The organism is Buchnera aphidicola (Mindarus japonicus) (assembly GCF_039393905.1).
GTDB classification, from domain to species: Bacteria; Pseudomonadota; Gammaproteobacteria; order Enterobacterales; family Enterobacteriaceae; genus Buchnera_A; species Buchnera_A aphidicola_B.
In genome coordinates this window covers 467,452-484,309 of the sequence record NZ_CP135030.1, presented here as the reverse complement: position 1 = coordinate 484,309, position 16,858 = coordinate 467,452, and the positions used below count along the sequence as shown (strand labels likewise).

General features: G+C 26.3%; 23 protein-coding genes. 22 read left to right on the top strand and 1 reads right to left on the bottom strand.

What is annotated here, in order from left to right; all coding sequences use genetic code 11:
• Positions 1 to 144: 144 nt before the first annotated feature.
• The 4 genes from aroK to trpS all read left to right on the top strand — a co-directional run bounded on the left by aroK (position 145) and on the right by trpS (position 3,972).
• The gene (gene aroK, locus RJT65_RS02285; RefSeq protein ID WP_343152673.1) at positions 145 to 669 is read left to right on the top strand and encodes a shikimate kinase AroK; all 525 of its coding nucleotides are present in this window, start codon (positions 145 to 147) and stop codon (positions 667 to 669) included.
• A gap of 50 nt (positions 670 to 719) precedes the next feature.
• Positions 720 to 1,802 (top strand): 3-dehydroquinate synthase, encoded by a 1,083-nt coding sequence (gene aroB, locus RJT65_RS02280; RefSeq protein ID WP_343152672.1) that lies wholly within the window; start codon positions 720 to 722, stop codon positions 1,800 to 1,802.
• A 373-nt stretch (positions 1,803 to 2,175) separates the two neighbouring features.
• Complete coding sequence (gene rpe / locus RJT65_RS02275) at positions 2,176 to 2,862, top strand: ribulose-phosphate 3-epimerase (RefSeq protein WP_343152671.1); 687 nt, start codon at positions 2,176 to 2,178, stop codon at positions 2,860 to 2,862.
• A 102-nt stretch (positions 2,863 to 2,964) separates the two neighbouring features.
• The gene (trpS, locus tag RJT65_RS02270) at positions 2,965 to 3,972 is read left to right on the top strand and encodes a tryptophan--tRNA ligase (RefSeq protein WP_343152670.1); all 1,008 of its coding nucleotides are present in this window, start codon (positions 2,965 to 2,967) and stop codon (positions 3,970 to 3,972) included.
• Between the two features lie 30 nt (positions 3,973 to 4,002).
• On the opposite strand, the gene tsgA is transcribed toward trpS, so the two are convergent.
• Positions 4,003 to 5,175, bottom strand: a complete 1,173-nt coding sequence (gene tsgA / locus RJT65_RS02265; protein WP_343152669.1) for an MFS transporter TsgA — start codon at positions 5,173 to 5,175, stop codon at positions 4,003 to 4,005.
• 622 nt (positions 5,176 to 5,797) lie between these two features.
• On the opposite strand from tsgA, the gene tusD reads away from it, so the two are divergent.
• The 18 genes from tusD (at position 5,798) to rpsQ (ending at position 16,752) form a co-directional block, all read left to right on the top strand.
• Positions 5,798 to 6,169 carry a sulfurtransferase complex subunit TusD gene (gene tusD, locus RJT65_RS02260; RefSeq protein WP_343152668.1) on the top strand — a complete coding sequence of 124 codons (372 nt, stop codon included), beginning with the start codon at positions 5,798 to 5,800 and terminating at the stop codon, positions 6,167 to 6,169.
• Positions 6,147 to 6,542, top strand: a complete 396-nt coding sequence (gene tusC / locus RJT65_RS02255) for a sulfurtransferase complex subunit TusC (protein WP_343152667.1) — start codon at positions 6,147 to 6,149, stop codon at positions 6,540 to 6,542. Before tusD ends, tusC begins: the two co-directional genes overlap by 23 nt.
• A gap of 14 nt (positions 6,543 to 6,556) precedes the next feature.
• A complete protein-coding gene (gene tusB / locus RJT65_RS02250) occupies positions 6,557 to 6,844 on the top strand; it encodes a sulfurtransferase complex subunit TusB (protein ID WP_343152664.1) in 288 nt (95 codons plus the stop codon).
• A gap of 128 nt (positions 6,845 to 6,972) precedes the next feature.
• Positions 6,973 to 7,347 (top strand): 30S ribosomal protein S12, encoded by a 375-nt coding sequence (rpsL, locus tag RJT65_RS02245; RefSeq protein WP_343152661.1) that lies wholly within the window; start codon positions 6,973 to 6,975, stop codon positions 7,345 to 7,347.
• A 76-nt stretch (positions 7,348 to 7,423) separates the two neighbouring features.
• A complete protein-coding gene (gene rpsG / locus RJT65_RS02240) occupies positions 7,424 to 7,894 on the top strand; it encodes a 30S ribosomal protein S7 (protein ID WP_343152659.1) in 471 nt (156 codons plus the stop codon).
• A gap of 89 nt (positions 7,895 to 7,983) precedes the next feature.
• Entirely contained in the window at positions 7,984 to 10,089 is a 2,106-nt protein-coding gene (gene fusA, locus RJT65_RS02235) for an elongation factor G (RefSeq protein ID WP_343152656.1), read from the top strand.
• 55 nt (positions 10,090 to 10,144) lie between these two features.
• Positions 10,145 to 11,329: an elongation factor Tu gene (gene tuf, locus RJT65_RS02230; protein ID WP_343152654.1), complete on the top strand. Its 1,185-nt coding sequence runs from the start codon at positions 10,145 to 10,147 to the stop codon at positions 11,327 to 11,329.
• A 420-nt stretch (positions 11,330 to 11,749) separates the two neighbouring features.
• A complete protein-coding gene (gene rpsJ, locus RJT65_RS02225) occupies positions 11,750 to 12,061 on the top strand; it encodes a 30S ribosomal protein S10 (protein WP_343152651.1) in 312 nt (103 codons plus the stop codon).
• A 35-nt stretch (positions 12,062 to 12,096) separates the two neighbouring features.
• On the top strand, positions 12,097 to 12,738 hold the full coding sequence (gene rplC, locus RJT65_RS02220) for a 50S ribosomal protein L3 (RefSeq protein WP_343152649.1): 642 nt from the start codon (positions 12,097 to 12,099) through the stop codon (positions 12,736 to 12,738).
• A 3-nt stretch (positions 12,739 to 12,741) separates the two neighbouring features.
• Positions 12,742 to 13,344: a 50S ribosomal protein L4 gene (gene rplD / locus RJT65_RS02215; RefSeq protein WP_343152647.1), complete on the top strand. Its 603-nt coding sequence runs from the start codon at positions 12,742 to 12,744 to the stop codon at positions 13,342 to 13,344.
• Positions 13,344 to 13,646, top strand: coding sequence for a 50S ribosomal protein L23 (gene rplW, locus RJT65_RS02210; protein WP_343152644.1), 303 nt, complete (start codon positions 13,344 to 13,346; stop codon positions 13,644 to 13,646). The genes rplD and rplW overlap by 1 nt, the downstream gene beginning before the upstream one ends.
• Before the next feature lie 33 nt (positions 13,647 to 13,679).
• The gene (gene rplB / locus RJT65_RS02205; RefSeq protein WP_343152641.1) at positions 13,680 to 14,501 is read left to right on the top strand and encodes a 50S ribosomal protein L2; all 822 of its coding nucleotides are present in this window, start codon (positions 13,680 to 13,682) and stop codon (positions 14,499 to 14,501) included.
• 19 nt (positions 14,502 to 14,520) lie between these two features.
• A complete protein-coding gene (gene rpsS, locus RJT65_RS02200) occupies positions 14,521 to 14,799 on the top strand; it encodes a 30S ribosomal protein S19 (RefSeq protein ID WP_343152638.1) in 279 nt (92 codons plus the stop codon).
• 18 nt (positions 14,800 to 14,817) lie between these two features.
• A complete protein-coding gene (gene rplV / locus RJT65_RS02195) occupies positions 14,818 to 15,150 on the top strand; it encodes a 50S ribosomal protein L22 (RefSeq protein ID WP_343152636.1) in 333 nt (110 codons plus the stop codon).
• A gap of 20 nt (positions 15,151 to 15,170) precedes the next feature.
• Positions 15,171 to 15,881: a 30S ribosomal protein S3 gene (gene rpsC, locus RJT65_RS02190; RefSeq protein ID WP_343152634.1), complete on the top strand. Its 711-nt coding sequence runs from the start codon at positions 15,171 to 15,173 to the stop codon at positions 15,879 to 15,881.
• A gap of 12 nt (positions 15,882 to 15,893) precedes the next feature.
• Entirely contained in the window at positions 15,894 to 16,304 is a 411-nt protein-coding gene (rplP, locus tag RJT65_RS02185) for a 50S ribosomal protein L16 (RefSeq protein WP_343152632.1), read from the top strand.
• Entirely contained in the window at positions 16,304 to 16,501 is a 198-nt protein-coding gene (gene rpmC, locus RJT65_RS02180) for a 50S ribosomal protein L29 (RefSeq protein WP_343152631.1), read from the top strand. Before rplP ends, rpmC begins: the two co-directional genes overlap by 1 nt.
• Entirely contained in the window at positions 16,498 to 16,752 is a 255-nt protein-coding gene (rpsQ, locus tag RJT65_RS02175; RefSeq protein ID WP_343152630.1) for a 30S ribosomal protein S17, read from the top strand. Before rpmC ends, rpsQ begins: the two co-directional genes overlap by 4 nt.
• The last annotated feature ends 106 nt before the right edge of the window (positions 16,753 to 16,858 follow it).

Here is a 16,858-nt window from a genome sequence, read left to right as displayed (position 1 = left end):
AAAAAATGTTTTTTATACTGATAAATTTTTTATTATTAATTTAGAGTTATTTATTTAATAGATTTAAATTCTATTTATATTGCTTCCAGCAATTAAAGTATTTATGCTGGGTTATATTAACAAATATTTTAGTAAAATAAAAAAATGGCAGAAAAACGAAATATTTTCTTAATTGGTCCAATGGGAGCAGGAAAGAGCACTATTGGCAGACAATTAGCTCAACAACTTCATATGGATTTTTATGATTCTGATCAAGAAATTGAAAAAAGAACAGGAGCAGATATTAATTGGGTTTTTGATGTAGAAGGAGAAACAGGATTTCGAAATAGAGAAAAAAAAATAATTAATGAATTAACTATGAAACAAGGGATAGTATTAGCTACGGGAGGAGGTTCTATAATTGTAAAAGAGACTAGAAATCAACTTTCATCAAGGGGTATAGTAATATATTTAAAAACTACAATTGAAAAGCAATTAATGCGAACTAATAGAGACAAAAAAAGACCATTATTAAAAAAAAATGCAATTTCTAATAAAGTAATTTTACAAGAATTGGCTAATTATAGAAATCCATTGTATGAAGAAATTGCAGATATTACTGTTTGTACAGACGAACAGAGTGCAAAAGTTGTTTCGCATCAAATTATAGATTTACTAGACAAAAAATAAAATTAAAATTAAATAAATTCAGTAAAATTTATAATGAGGTTTATCAAATAATGGAGAAATTACAGGTTAATCTTGGCAGTAGAAGTTACCCAATTACTATTGGTTCTAAAGTGTTAGAATTAGATAATATTTTTTGGCCTTTAAATCCAGGTGATCATGCTATGTTAGTAACCAATAAAACGTTAGCAAACATTTGGAAAGATAAAGTATTTTATCAATTAAGACAGGCAGGCATTAAATTAGACCAAGTAATTTTATCTGACGGCGAACAGTATAAAACATTAAATGAAATGGAATTAATTATTTCAGCATTATTAGAAAAATCTCATAATAGAGATACAACATTGATTGCTTTAGGTGGTGGAGTGATTGGAGATCTTACTGGTTTTGCAGCAGCTATTTATCAAAGAGGCGTTAAATTTATCCAGATTCCTACAACTTTACTATCTCAGGTAGATTCCTCTGTTGGAGGAAAAACAGGAGTTAATCATATTTTAGGAAAAAATATGATAGGTGCTTTTTGGCAGCCTTCTTCTGTTATTGTTGATATTGATTGTTTATCAACATTACCAACTAGTGAAATGATTTCAGGAATAGCCGAAGTTATTAAATATGCAATTGCTTTCGATGAAAAATTTTTTATTTGGTTAGAAAAAAATATTCATTTAGTTTTATCCTTACATGAACCAGAAATTTCTTATTGTATCTCCAAATGTTGTCAATTAAAATCATATGTTATTTCCATTGATGAAAGAGAAAATAATGTTCGTGCTCTTTTAAATTTAGGACATACTTTTGGACATGCTATTGAAGCGCATTTAGGTTATGGAAGTTGGTTGCATGGAGAAGCTGTTTCAGTTGGTATTGTCATTGCGGCAAGAGTAGCTCAATTATTAGAAAAAATAAATAAAATAGAAGTTAATCGAATTATTAATTTGTTAAAAAAAGCTGGTTTACCAACAAAAGCACCAAAAAATATGACTGCTCATGCTTATCTTCCTTATATTATAAAAGATAAGAAAGTACTTTCAGGATTAATACGTTTTATTTTACCAGTTAAAATTGGACAAGTTAAAATTTTTACTAATGTAGATAAAAATGTTCTTTTATCAGCTATTAGAAATAGTCAATAATTATTATTAAATAATGTTAATAAATATTTTTATTAAATTTTGGTTAGTTATTTTTTTTAAATATAATGTTATTATAAATTAATAATTATAAAAGTTAACTAAAATTAAAATTTTGATAATAAAATTATTAAATAAAAAAAATTATAGATAAAAATATGTTTTAGTAACTTTTTAAATTTTTTAAAAAATTTCTTAAACTAAGTTCTTTAATAAAGAGATAATTTTTATTTAAAAAAATAAAATTACTACAAATTATTATTTAATAAAATAAGCAAATGTATAAAAAATATTTTTTTAAAATTAATAAATATATTTTACAAAAATTTAAATGTAAAAAAAATAATATTTAAGCAATTAAATATAGGAATTAAAAATGAAAAGTTTTCTTTTAGCACCCTCTATTTTATCAGCTGATTTTTCAAAATTAGGAGAAGATATTCAAAAATCAATTGATGCTGGAGGAGATATGATACATTTTGATGTTATGGATAATCACTATGTAGATAATTTAACTATTGGTCCAATGGTTTTAAAATCATTACGAGACTATAAAATTTCTACTACAATTGATGTTCATTTAATGACAAATCCTGTCGATTCTTTAATTCCGAAATTTGCAAAATCTGGAGCCGATTTCATAACTGTGCATCCTGAAACAACAAATCATATAGATAGAACTTTACGAATGATTAAGGATCATGGATGCAAAGCAGGATTAGGTTTGAATCCTGGTACTCCTATTAATTATCTTGATTATGTTATAGATCAGTTAGATATGATAACTGTAATGTCAGTAAATCCTGGATTTGGAGGACAAGCATTTATACCAGAAAGTATAAATAAAATTAGAGAAGTTAGAAAAAGAATTAACGAAAGTTCGAGTAATATTTTATTACAGGTAGATGGTGGAATTAATATAAAAAATATTTCAGATATAGCATTGGCTGGCGCTAATGTTTTCGTTATTGGCTCAACTTTATTTCATTCCTCAAATTATAAAATTGTTATTAACAAATTAAGACAGGAATTAGAAAAAGTACATTTTAATTTGATTCATTAATCATTTTAAAATTTTTAAAAAAAATATTTATTTTTAGAATTTTTTGATGGTTAGAATTTATTTTAAAGAATTTTTTATTTAATTGAAATTTTTGGAAAATAAATGAGCAATTTTAAATCTATTGTATTTAGTGCAATGCAACCTTCTGGTTCTTTTACTTTAGGAAATTATTTAGGTTCTCTTAAATATTGGTCTGAAATGCAAAATAAATTTCAATGTTTTTTTTGTATAGCTGATTTACATGCTATTACTACATTAAATATTAATAGTAATTTAAAGAAAAATACATTAGATGCAGTAGCATTATATCTAGCTTGTGGAATAGATCCTGAAAAAAGTATTATTTTTGTACAATCTCATGTTTTAGAGCATACAGCACTATATTGGTTTCTAAATTGTCGTTCAAATTATAGTGAATTAAAACGTATGACACAATTTAAAACAAAACAAAAAAATAACTCTTCCTTTTCCACTGCTGGTTTATTAAACTACCCTATCTTAATGGCTGCAGATATATTATTATATCAATCTAAAAAAGTTATAGTTGGAGACGATCAAAAACAACATTTAGAGCTAACAAGAAATTTAGCAAAAAAAATTAATAATTTACAAAAAAATACGTTTGTAGTTCCAGAAATAGTAATTCCAAAATATAGCAAAAAAATAATGTCGTTATGTAATCCTACTCAAAAAATGTCTAAATCTGATAAGAATCATAATGGTACAATTTTTTTATTAGATGAAAAAAAAATTATTGTTAAAAAAATAAAAAAAGCTATAACTGATTCAGATATAAATTGTAAAATACGTTATGATTTAAAAGAAAAACCAGGAATATCTAATTTTTTAAATATTTTATCTAGTATCAGAGAAGTTTCAATATTTTCATTAGAAAAAGAGTTTTCTGAAAAAAAGTATAATGATTTAAAGGAAACATTAATTAATGAAATTACTATAGTAATTGAAAAAATTAAAAAAAATTTTTATTTTTTTAGAAAAAATGAATTATTTTTAAAAAAAGTTATCAATGATGGTGCTAAGAAAGCTAACTTTTTCGCAAAAAAAACAATGAAAAAAATTTATGATTTATTTACTGTATTAAAATATTAATAATAATAAATATTATTTAAAATTTTTTTATTATTTAGGCATTATATGTTTTCTGTGATTAGTAAAAAAACCTAAAATTATAGAAAGAAAGAAAACTGTTATATATAAAAAATTTGAAGTGATTAAAGCAGAAATTAATCCTTTTTTTAAAATAATCGGTTTTGTGATTATAAAGGTTAATAAAGTTCCGATGGTTCCTGAGGTTAAAACGAAACTTATTTGTTTAGGAGAAGGCTTTTTTGTTTGTAAAGAAGATAATGTTATTATTATAGTATAAATAGCACTTGAGAAAAAACCTAAAACAATAATTATTAATGATAATAATTTCATGTTAGTTGTAATAATAAATAAAAACATAATAAAACTTGAAATACCTGTTAATACGACTAAAATTTTTTGTAAATCAAAAAATTTTAGTATGAAACTAAATATCCACATTCCTATCATATAAGACATCCAAAAAAAGCTTACTAATTTTCCGGCTTCTTTTATATTGAATTTTAATGATCTAATAGCATATTCTGGAATCCAAGAAATAAAACTTAATTGCCCTAGAATATATAATAATGCTGTGATTGATAATATCGCAGTATTAGTAAAAGATCCTTTTTCTATTTTTATTTTTTTTTCTTTAATATTTTTTGTTAAAATTGGAAATTTTGCATTAATCGCTAGTAAAAAAATTATTATATATATAATAAAAATTAAGATGTATATCCAATACCAGGTTAAATGAAGATTAAATACTTTAGTTATAATAAAAGGAAAAATCATTCCTGACATACTAAAAAAAGAATCAGTTAATAGTAAAAATTTTCCTCTTTCATTGCCTTTGTATAACATAGTTATCAAAAAAGTGCCTATTGACATTGTAATACCGCTAACCAATCCAAACATAAAAATACTAATACTAAAAATTATTAAATTTAAACTTTTTATTAATCCAAGAATTGTTAACAACATTAATAAAAATCCTAAAATAAGTTGTTTTTTAATTGAAATAAACTCAATTATCCATGCGTTTAAAAAAATAGAGATTAAAATTCCAGCATTTAAAAATGTAAATATACTACTCATGTCGGTGATAGGAAGGTTGAAATATTTTGATATTTTTCCTAATATCATTCCGGTTGTTACAATTAGAGCACCGGTTATAGAATACGAAAAAAAACTAATTATTGTAAGTATTATTTTATTTTTCATTTATAAATTTTTTCCTTTTTTTTATTTTTTTAAATTCTTTATATAAGTTAAAAAAAAATTTATAAGTAACTTTTGTTTAAATATTTTTCATTAACGAAATATATTTTTTAATATATTATATTTACAATAAAAAATTAATTATTAATTAATATTTTCTTAAATATTATCTATTTAAATAAAAATGTTGTTTTATTTCTAAATAGGATTAGTTTAAATAAACTTGATAAAAGATTTAATTAATATTTTTTTTTTAAATTTATGTATTTTTTTTAAAATATAGTTATTTTTAAAAAATGAAAAAAAATAGTATTTAAAAATATATAAAAATATAGAGTAATTATTTCATATGATCAAATCAATTAAAAAATTAAAAAAATAGTACTTATTACATAATATATATAAATAATATATTCTAAATATTTTTTAATTAAATTATATAAAAATATATTTTGTTGGATAAAAAATATTTTTTGTTTATAATTATATTGATATAAGTCAATTCAGAAGTTAATAAGAATAATTTCATTATAAAGTTTTATTTTTTACTAGTTATTTTTAGTATTTTTTTATAAAAAAATTAAAAGAAATAGCATTTTTATTAACAAGATATTTAAGTTTATATATGAAATACATGTTAGTTATTACAGGTCCGATTTATGGAAATCAAAATGCTTTAACAGGTTTGTTATTTGCCAGAAATTTGTTCTCTTCAGGAAATAATATTAGTAGTATTTTTTTTTATTGCAATGGAGTTACTAATGCTAATGTTAATTATTCTCCTGATCATAATGAGTTTAATTTATTACAAGCATGGATTGACTTGAATAAAAAATTTAGAGTTAAATTAAAAATTTGTGTTAGTGCTGCTTTAAGAAGAGGGGTTATTTTTAATACGAAAAAAAATGTTGATAAAATATTAGTTAATTTTCAGTTCATTGGATTAATAGAAATTGTTCAGGAAATGAAAAATTGTGACCGAATTATTCAATTTTGAAAAAATAGATATGTTGTCTTCTGTAGCATTTATTTTTTCTAACGCTCCCCATGGCGATCATTGTAGTAGAGAAGGTTTAGATTATGTTTTAGCTTCGTCGTTATTTTTTCAAAAAATTGGATTATTTTTTATTGGAGATGGAATTTTTCAAATATTTAAAAATCAACAACCTAAAAAAATTTTTTCAAAAAATTATATTTCCGCATTTTGTATTCTACCTACTTATAATTTTTCAAATTTTTTTGTTTGTTCAGAATCTTTATTTGAAAGAGGTATTATAAAAAAATCTAATTTTTTATTAAAAGTACGTCTATTAAATAAAAATCATATTAGAAAAAAAATAAATAAATTTAGTATTATTTTAAATTTTTAGAAGGAATGTAAAAAATGCTTCATACTTTGATGCAATCTCCTTTTAAAACAGATATGACATCATTACTCCATTTTTTAAAACCCGTAGATGATTTTCTGGCATTACAGGACGGGGTCTTGGTTTCTTTAAAAAAAAATTTTTTTTTAAAGTTATTGTTAGCATCTAATGCTAATTTATATGTTTTAGATGCAGATTTAAAAGCTAGAGGTTTAATAAATAAAGTTTCTAGTTCTTTTTTAAAAGTTACTTACAAAGATTTTATCTATTTAACAAAAATTAATAAAATACAAATGAATTGGTGATAATTTTTCTTAAAAATTTTTTTTATTTTTTTTTAACTTAGTTAAAAAATTTTATTTTATGATTTTTTTGAAATAGAGTTAAATCATATTTAATATTTCAAATCTTTAAATATTTATAAGGAGCCCTAATGGCTACAGTAAACCAGTTGGTACGCAAACCTCGTTTACGGAAAAATATAAAAAGTAATGTTCCAGCTTTAGGAGCTAGTCCTCAAAAAAGAGGGGTATGTACTAAAGTTTATACAACCACACCTAAAAAACCAAATTCTGCATTACGTAAAGTATGTAGAGTTCGATTAACTAATAATTTTGAAGTAACAGCATATATAGGTGGGGAAGGTCATAATTTACAAGAACATTCTGTTATTTTAATTAGAGGAGGAAGAGTTAAAGATTTACCTGGTGTTCGTTATCACGTTGTACGTGGAGCATTGGATTGTTCTGGTGTAAAAGATAGAAAAAAAGGTCGCTCTAAGTATGGAGTTAAAAAAAATAAAACTTAATTTTTGTTTATTTAAATAAAATTTATGTATTTAATTTTTTTAATAAAAAACGTTTTTGTAAAACAAAGGAGTTTTTATGCCACGTCGACGAGTTGTTGGGCAGCGAAAAATTTTACCTGATCCTAAGTTTGCTTCGGAAATTTTAGCAAAATTTATTAATATTCTAATGGTTGATGGAAAGAAATCTATAGCAGAAACAATTGTATATACTGCTTTAAAAAATTTATCTAAAAGAGTAAAAAAATCTGAGTTAGAAGCATTTGATACAGCATTGGAAAATGTAAAACCTACAGTTGAAGTAAAATCTCGTAGAGTAGGGGGATCTACTTATCAAGTTCCCGTAGAAGTTCGTTCTGTTAGAAGAAGTGCTTTAGCAATGAGATGGATAGTAGAATTTGCAAGAAAAAGAAATGATAAGTCCATGGCAATACGCTTATCAAATGAATTATTTGACGCAATATATAATAAAGGCAATGCAGTAAAGAAACGAGAAGAAGTGCACAAAATGGCAGAAGCAAATAAAGCGTTTGCCCATTATCGGTGGTAAACATTTTATATTTAGTTTAATTACCTATTATATATTTTAAAAAATGAAATTTATTTAAATAGTATTAAATGTAACAGTAGAGGAAGTTAATGGCTCGTAAAACCCCTATTACACAGTATCGAAATATCGGAATTAGTGCGCATATAGATGCAGGAAAGACTACTACTACAGAACGTATTCTTTTTTATACAGGAATAAATCATAAGATAGGGGAGGTTCATGATGGAGCTGCAACAATGGATTGGATGGCTCAAGAACAAGAAAGAGGAATAACTATAACATCAGCAGCTACTACTACTTTCTGGGCTGGAATGGCTAATCAATTCAAATTACATCGTATAAATATCATAGATACTCCTGGACATGTTGATTTTACTATAGAAGTTGAACGTTCTATGAGAGTTTTAGACGGAGCCGTAATGGTTTATTGCGCAGTAGGAGGTGTTCAACCACAATCGGAAACAGTGTGGAAACAAGCTAATAAATATCGAGTTCCTAGAATTGCATTCATTAATAAAATGGATCGAATGGGTGCAAATTTTTTTAATGTATTGCAGCAAATGAAAAGTCGCTTGAGAGTTAATCCTATACCTATACAAATTCCAATTGGATCAGAAGATAATTTTTTAGGTATTATAGATTTAATTAAAATGAAGACTATTAGCTGGAACGAACAAGATCAAGGTTTAACTTTTAAATATGGAGATATTCCAAATAATTTAAAAAAAATTTCGAAAAAATGGAATCATATTTTAATAGAGACAGCAGTCGAAGCAGATGAAGATTTAATGAATAAATATTTAAATAATGAACCTTTATCTGAAGAAGAAATTAAATACGGGTTAAGAAAAAGAAGTTTAAATGATGAGATAGTGTTAGTAACATGTGGTTCTGCTTTTAAAAATAAAGGAATTCAAACATTATTAGATGCGATTATTGAATACTTACCAGCACCTAGTGATATAAAATGTATTAAAGGTATTAAAAATAAAAGTGATGAAATTGTTAGATTATCTGATGATAAAGAGCCATTTTCTGCTTTAGCATTTAAGATAGCAAATGATCCTTTTGTTGGAAATTTAACTTTTTTTAGAGTATATTCCGGAGTTGTTTCATCGGGAGATACAGTGCTAAATTCTGCAAAATCTCAAAAAGAAAGATTTGGTCGAATAGTTCAAATGCATGCTAATAAAAGAGAGGAAATTAGAGATGTTTATGCTGGCGATATAGCAGCGGCAATTGGTTTAAAAAACGTTACTACAGGCGATACTTTATGTGATTTAAAAAAACCAATTATTTTAGAAAAAATGGAGTTTCCAGATCCGGTTATATCAATAGCGGTTGAACCTAAAACAAAAGTCGATCAAGAAAAAATGGGTATTTCATTAAGTAGATTAGCAAAAGAAGATCCTTCATTTAGAGTTTGGACTGATGAAGAAACAAATCAAACTATTATTGCAGGAATGGGAGAATTACATTTAGAAATTATCGTTGATAGAATGAAAAGAGAATTCAATGTTGATGCAAATGTAGGCAAACCACAAGTCGCTTATCGAGAAACAATTCGAAATTCTGTGAAAGATATAGAAGGAAAACATATTAAACAGTCTGGAGGAAGAGGACAATATGGACATGTAGTTATTGAATTATTTCCATTAGATCCTAAGGAAAAGTTAAATTATAAGTTTATTAATGATATTAAAGGAGGAGTGATTCCTGGAGAATATATCTCAGCTATTGATAAAGGAATACAGGAACAATTAAAATCAGGACCTTTTTCAGGATATCCAGTGGTAAACGTTGGCGTTCGTTTATATTATGGTTCTTATCATGATGTGGATTCCTCTGAATTGGCTTTTAAATTAGCAGCATCTATTGCTTTTAAAGCAGCTTTTAAAAAAGCAAATCCAGTTTTACTAGAGCCAGTAATGCAAGTTGAAGTAGAAAGCCCTGAAAATTATATGGGAGATGTTATAGGAGATTTAAATCGAAGAAGAGGAATTATTGAAGGTATGGAAGATACGTCAATGGGAAAAATTATTCAAGCAAGAGTTCCATTGTCTGAAATGTTTGGTTATGCAACTGATTTGCGTTCTCAAACTCAAGGAAGGGCTTCTTATTCTATGGAATTTTTTAAATATGTAGAAACTCCATTATCGATTTCTACTTCAATAATTGAATCTAGAGCAAAATAATTTTTTTTTATTTTTTGATTAACAAAGTATTAAAAATTTAACAAGGAGTTTTTTTATGTCTAAAAAAAAATTTGAACGTTCTAAACCACATATTAATGTCGGAACAATAGGACATGTTGATCACGGTAAAACAACTTTAACAGCAGCAATTACTACAGTATTAGCTAAAAAATATGGAGGTTCCGCTAGAGCTTTTGACCAAATAGATAATGCACCTGAAGAGAAAGAAAGAGGTATTACTATTAATACTTCTCATGTTGAATACGACACTCAAATTAGGCATTATGCGCATGTAGACTGCCCTGGACATGCTGATTATATTAAAAATATGATTACAGGAGCTGCTCAAATGGACGGAGCTATACTTGTTGTAGCAGCTACTGATGGACCGATGCCGCAAACTAGAGAGCATATTTTATTAGGACGCCAAGTAGGTGTTCCATATATAATTGTATTTCTTAATAAATGTGATATGGTTGACGATGAGGAATTGTTAGAATTAGTTGAAATGGAAGTTAGAGATCTTTTAACACAATATGAATTTCCAGGAGACGATACTCCTTTTATAAGAGGCTCAGCATTAAAAGCACTAGAAGGTGATCCTGAATGGGAATCAAAAATTATAGATTTAGCAAATTCATTAGATACCTATATTCCTGAACCAAAAAGAGCAATTGAACAACCTTTTTTACTACCAATTGAAGATGTTTTTTCCATTTCTGGTCGTGGTACGGTAGTTACTGGAAGAGTAGAAACAGGAATAATCAAAGTTGGGGAAGAAGTAGAAATTGTTGGTATTAAACCGACTACTAAAACAATTTGTACTGGTGTTGAAATGTTTAGAAAGCTTTTAGATGAAGGAAGAGCAGGAGAAAATGTAGGTATTTTACTTCGTGGAACTAAACGAGATGAAATAGAGCGAGGACAAGTATTAGCAAAACCTAATACTATTCATCCTCATACTAAATTTGAATCAGAAGTATATGTTTTATCAAAAGAAGAAGGTGGTAGACATACACCTTTTTTTAAAGGCTATCGACCTCAATTTTATTTCCGTACAACGGACGTAACTGGTTTTATTGAATTACCAGAAGGTGTAGAAATGGTTATGCCGGGAGATAATATAAAAATTGTTGTTACTTTAATTCATCCTATTGCTATGGCTGATGGATTACGATTTGCTATACGAGAAGGTGGAAAAACTGTTGGAGCAGGAGTAGTAACTAAAGTAATTAGTTAATAATTTATTATTATTTTTAATTTTTTATATGATAAAAATCAAGAAAAGATGTTAACTTATAGTCTTTTCTTGATATATTTTATTAAGAATTTTTATAAATATATGTATTAAATATTTTAATAGTTTCAATTTATATTTATAATACTAAAATATTGTTTTTAGAGGAATATTTATGAGTGTTTTTTATTAAATATTTTAGTTTTAATTTAAATATTTTTTAGTTTTTTATATTTAAAAAAATAATAATTTTCTTGTAAAAATAGAAATACGTTTTTTTTAAAAAAATATTTTATTTCAATTTTAATTATTTTTTTAAATTTTACAAAAAAAATTATTTTTAATAAACCGTTAAACTCACTTATTTTAATAAGTTGAGAATAGCATTTTTTTAAAGTGGTATATTATTGGAGTTCTGTTCTAATGGAGAACCAAAGAATTCGTATTCGTCTTAAAGCTTTTGATCATCGTTTAATTGATCAGTCAACTGCTGAAATCGTTGAAACCGCTAAGAGAACAGGGGCACAAGTCCGAGGTCCTATTCCATTACCTACTCATAAAGAACGATTTACTATTTTAGTTTCTCCTCATGTTAATAAAGATGCTCGTGATCAATATGAAATTAGAACACATAAAAGATTAATAGACATTGTTGAGCCTACTGAAAAAACAGTTGATGCATTAATGCGTTTAGATTTAGCAGCAGGAGTAGATGTGCAGATTAGTTTAGGCTAATAAACTTCTTAAATTATTAAGAGGAATTAAAATAAATGATAGGTTTGATTGGAAAAAAAATAGGAATGACCCGTATCTTTAATGTAGATGGTCAATCTATTCCAGTTACAGCAATAGAAGTTAAAAAAAATTTTATAACTCAAATAAAATATGAAAAAAAAGATTTTTATAATTCTATTCAAGTTACTACTGGAACAAAAAAAAATAGTAAGTTAAAAAAAACAGAAATAGGTCATTTTATTTCTTCTGGAGTTAAAGCTGGACGGGGTTTATGGGAATTTAAAATAAAAGAAAACATTTCTTTTAAAGTAGGTGATTTTTTTACTGTAGAGGTATTAAAAAATATCTCAAAAGTAGATATAACAGGATTTTCGAAGGGAAAAGGTTTTTCAGGAACTGTAAAAAGATGGAACTTTCATATGCAAGATGCTTCGCATGGAAATTCTTTATCGCATAGGGTCCCTGGTTCTATTGGACAAAATCAAACTCCAGGAAGGGTTTTTAAAGGAAAAAAAATGGCGGGTCATTTAGGAAATCATCGAGTAACTATACAATCATTAAAAGTTATTAAGATTGATGTAAAAGAAGATTTAATTTTAATCAAAGGTTCTGTTCCAGGCGCAATAGGAAGTGATCTTATTATAAAACCAGCAGTTAAGGAAAAAAGAAGAGTATAATCGATGGAATTATTATTACAAGATAGCAGAGAATCATTATTAATTTCAGATAAAGTTTTTAACGCTCCTTATAATGAACCTTTAATACATCAAATTATTACTTCATACAATACAATGAAGAGAAAAGGTTCAAAATCGCAAAAAAGTAGATCTGAAGTTTCCGGTTCCGGAAAAAAACCTTGGAGACAAAAAGGAACAGGTAGAGCAAGAGCAGGTTCTTTAAGAAGTCCTATTTGGCGATCAGGAGGAGTCACTTTTGCTGCTAAGCCAAAAGAGTATTTTAAGAAAGTTAATAAAAAAATGTATAAAGGAGCATTAAAAAGTATTTTTTCTGAATTAATAAGAAAAAATAAATTAATTGCATTTAAAAATTTTTTTATAGAATCAGCAAAAACTAATTTATTGTTAAAAAAGTTAAATGAATTAAAAATAGAAAAAGTATTAATAATTTTAGATAAATTAGATGAAAAAATTTTACTTGCTTCAAGAAATTTATATAAAGTTTGTGTTCTTCACGTTAAAGATATCAATCCAGTTGATTTAATTCGGTTTAAAAAAATTATAATCACTGAAAAAGCTTTGAAGTTAGTAGAGGAATTATTTTAATGATAAATGAAAGTAGATTATTTAAAATATTAATTGGTCCCCTTATTTCTGAAAAGTCAACAATACTTACTGAAAAAAAAAATACTATTATTATTAAAGTTTTGAGAAATGCAACTAAATATGAAATCAAAACAGCTATTAAAAAAATATTTGATATTAATATAAATTCAATTAAAACTTTATTAATTAAAGGGAAGAAGAAACGTCATGGAAATAAAATTAGTCGTTCTTCCACTTGGAAAAAAGCATATATTACTTTAGAAAAAGGGCAAAATTTAAATTTTATGGGTAATATTGAGTAAATAGAATATATATAGGTAGAGGAATAAAATACGATGTCGATTGTTAAATGCAAACCAACATCTCCTGGACGTAGACATGTTATTAAAGTTGTTAATTCAAATTTATATAAAGGAAAACCATATTCTTCTTTATTAAAAAGGAAAAAAAAAACAGGAGGCAGAAATAGTGATGGCCGAATTACAACACGTCATATTGGAGGGGGGCATAAAAAATTATATCGAATAATTGATTTTAAAAGAAAAAAAGATAATGTATCAGGTAAAATAGAACGATTAGAATATGATCCTAATCGTTCAGCAAATATAGCGTTAGTTCTTTATTTGGATGGTTTTCGAAGTTACATTTTAGCACCTAAAGGTATAAAAGTTGGAGATATTATAAATTCTGGTTCAAAATCAGATATAAAAATTGGAAATGCTTTACCTATGAGTAATATTCCAATAGGAACGACAATTCATAATGTAGAAATGAAGCCAGGAAAAGGAGGGCAAATTGCTCGTTCTGCTGGAAATTATGCTCAATTAATAGCTAGAGATGAATCTTATGTAACTCTTAGATTAAAATCAGGAGAAATTAGAAAGATATTTTCTAAATGTAGAGCTACTATTGGAGAAGTAGGAAATTCTGAAAATATGTTAAAAGTATTAGGAAAAGCAGGAGCGTCTAGATGGAGGGGGATTAGACCAACTGTTAGAGGTACTGCCATGAATCCAGTAGATCATCCTCACGGGGGAGGAGAGGGAAGAAATTTTGGGAAACATCCGGTAAGTCCATGGGGTTTACAGACAAAGGGTAAAAAAACTAGAAAAAATAAACGAACTAACAAATTTATTCTTCACAATAGAAAAAAATAAAAATATTGGAGTGTTTCTAATGCCACGTTCCCTTAAAAAGGGTCCTTTTATAGATTCAAGTTTATTAAAAAAAATAGAATTTTCTTTAAAAAATAAAGATAAAAAACCTATTCGTACATGGTCTCGTAGATCAACAATTTTTCCAAATATGATAGGTTTAACTATTTCTGTGCATAATGGTAGAAAACATTTACCAATATTTATTACTGAAGAGATGGTTGGTCATAAATTAGGAGAATTTTCTTTAACAAGAACTTATAAAGGACATACTGCTGATAAAAAGGTAAAGAAAAAATAAACGTACATGAGGTTTTAAATGGAAATTATAGCTAAGCATTATAAAGCGAACTCTTCTGCACAAAAAGTAAGATTAGTTGCTGATTTGATAAGAGGAAAAAAAGTCGTAAAAGCATTAGAAATTCTTATGTATAGTAAAAAAAAAGCAGCAAATTTAATAAAAAAGGTTCTTTCATCAGCTATATCTAATGCAGAACATAATAATGGTGAAGAAATAGAGAATCTAAAAATAAAAAAGATATTAGTTGATGCAGGTCCAACTACAAAAAGGATGATGCCTCGTGCAAAAGGTCGTGCGGATCGAATTTTAAAACGTACTAGTCATATAGTAGTAGTTGTTTCTAGCCTTTAAAAATACGGAGATAATAAATAATGGGTCAAAAAGTTCATCCTAATGGAATGCGTTTAGGAATAGTTAAATCTTGGAATTCAGTTTGGTTTTCTGACAGTAAAAACTTTGCTAATAATTTGGAGAGTGATTTTAAAGTTAGAAAATTTTTAGTTAAAAATCTAATAAAAGCTTCAATATCAAGAATTATTATTGAGAGACCATCAAAAAGTATTCGCGTAACTATTCATACAGCCCGTCCTGGAATTGTTATTGGAAAAAAAGGGGAAGATGTAGAAAAATTGCGTATTATGATTTCAAAAATTTCTGGAGTGCCCGCGCAAATTAATATTTCAGAAATTAGAAAGCCTGAATTAGATGCAAAATTAGTTGCTGATAATATCAGTTCTCAGTTAGAAAGAAGGATAATGTTTAGAAGAGTTATGAAAAGAGCTGTTCAAAATTCTATTCGTCAGGGTGCTAAAGGAATTAAAGTAGAAATTAGTGGTCGATTAGGTGGAGCAGAAATTGCTAGGAAAGAATGGTATCGAGAAGGAAGGGTTCCATTACATACTCTTCGTGCGGATATTGAATATAATACTGCAGAAGCACATACAACATACGGAGTTATTGGTGTTAAAGTATGGATTTTTAAAGGAGAAATTTTAGGGCGTATGCCATTAAGCATCCCTATAGAAAAAAACAAAAAAAATTTTTCTAGAGTAAAAAAACAAAATAGAAAAAATAGAAAATAAGGAAAAATTTTTATGTTGCAGCCTAAACGTACTAAATTTAGAAAAATGCACAAAGGAAGAAATAGAGGTTTAACTATTAATGATAATGTCCATTTTGGAACATTTGGTTTAAGAGCAATAGAAAGAGGTCGTTTAACAGCAAGACAAATTGAAGCTGCAAGAAGAGTAATAACTCGATTTATTAAAAGACAAGGGAAAATTTGGATTAGAGTTTTTCCAGATAAACCAATTACTCAAAAACCATTAGAAGTTAGAATGGGAAAAGGAAAGGGAAATGTAGAGTATTGGGTTGCTTTAGTTCAACCAGGAAAAATTTTATACGAAATAGAAGGTATTTCTGAAGAAATTTCAAAAGAAGCATTTAAATTAGCAGGAGCAAAATTATCTGTTAAAACTACTTTTGTAACTAAGATGGAGATGTAATGAAAGCAAAAGAATTAAATGTAAGAAGTGTTAAAGAACTAAAATTAGAATTATCGGAGTTGTTAAGAGAACAATTTAATTTGCGAATTCAATTTTCCGGAAAAAAATTAAAAAAAGTTCATTTATTAAAAGAAAGTAGAAGAAAAATAGCTCGTGTTAAAACATTTTTACATGAAAAAATACGAGGAAAATTATGAGCTCTAAATCAAGAAATTTAAAAGGATATGTAATTAGCAATAAAATGAATAAATCAGCGGTAGTTTCTATAGAGCGAATTGTTAAACATCCTTTATATAAGAAGTTTGTAAAAAAAACTACTAAACTTCATGTGCATGATGATGAAAATAAATGTTTGATAGGAGATATGGTAGAAATTCAAGAATGTAGGCCTATTTCTAAAACTAAGAGTTGGAAAGTAGTAAGTATTTTTAAAAAATCGAATATATAAAATATTATCTAATAATAAGAAAACATGAAAAAAATATATATTATTGTTCATGTTTTCTAAAATTATTTTTTTAGAAAAAATACATTTTAATACGGTAAAAAAATGA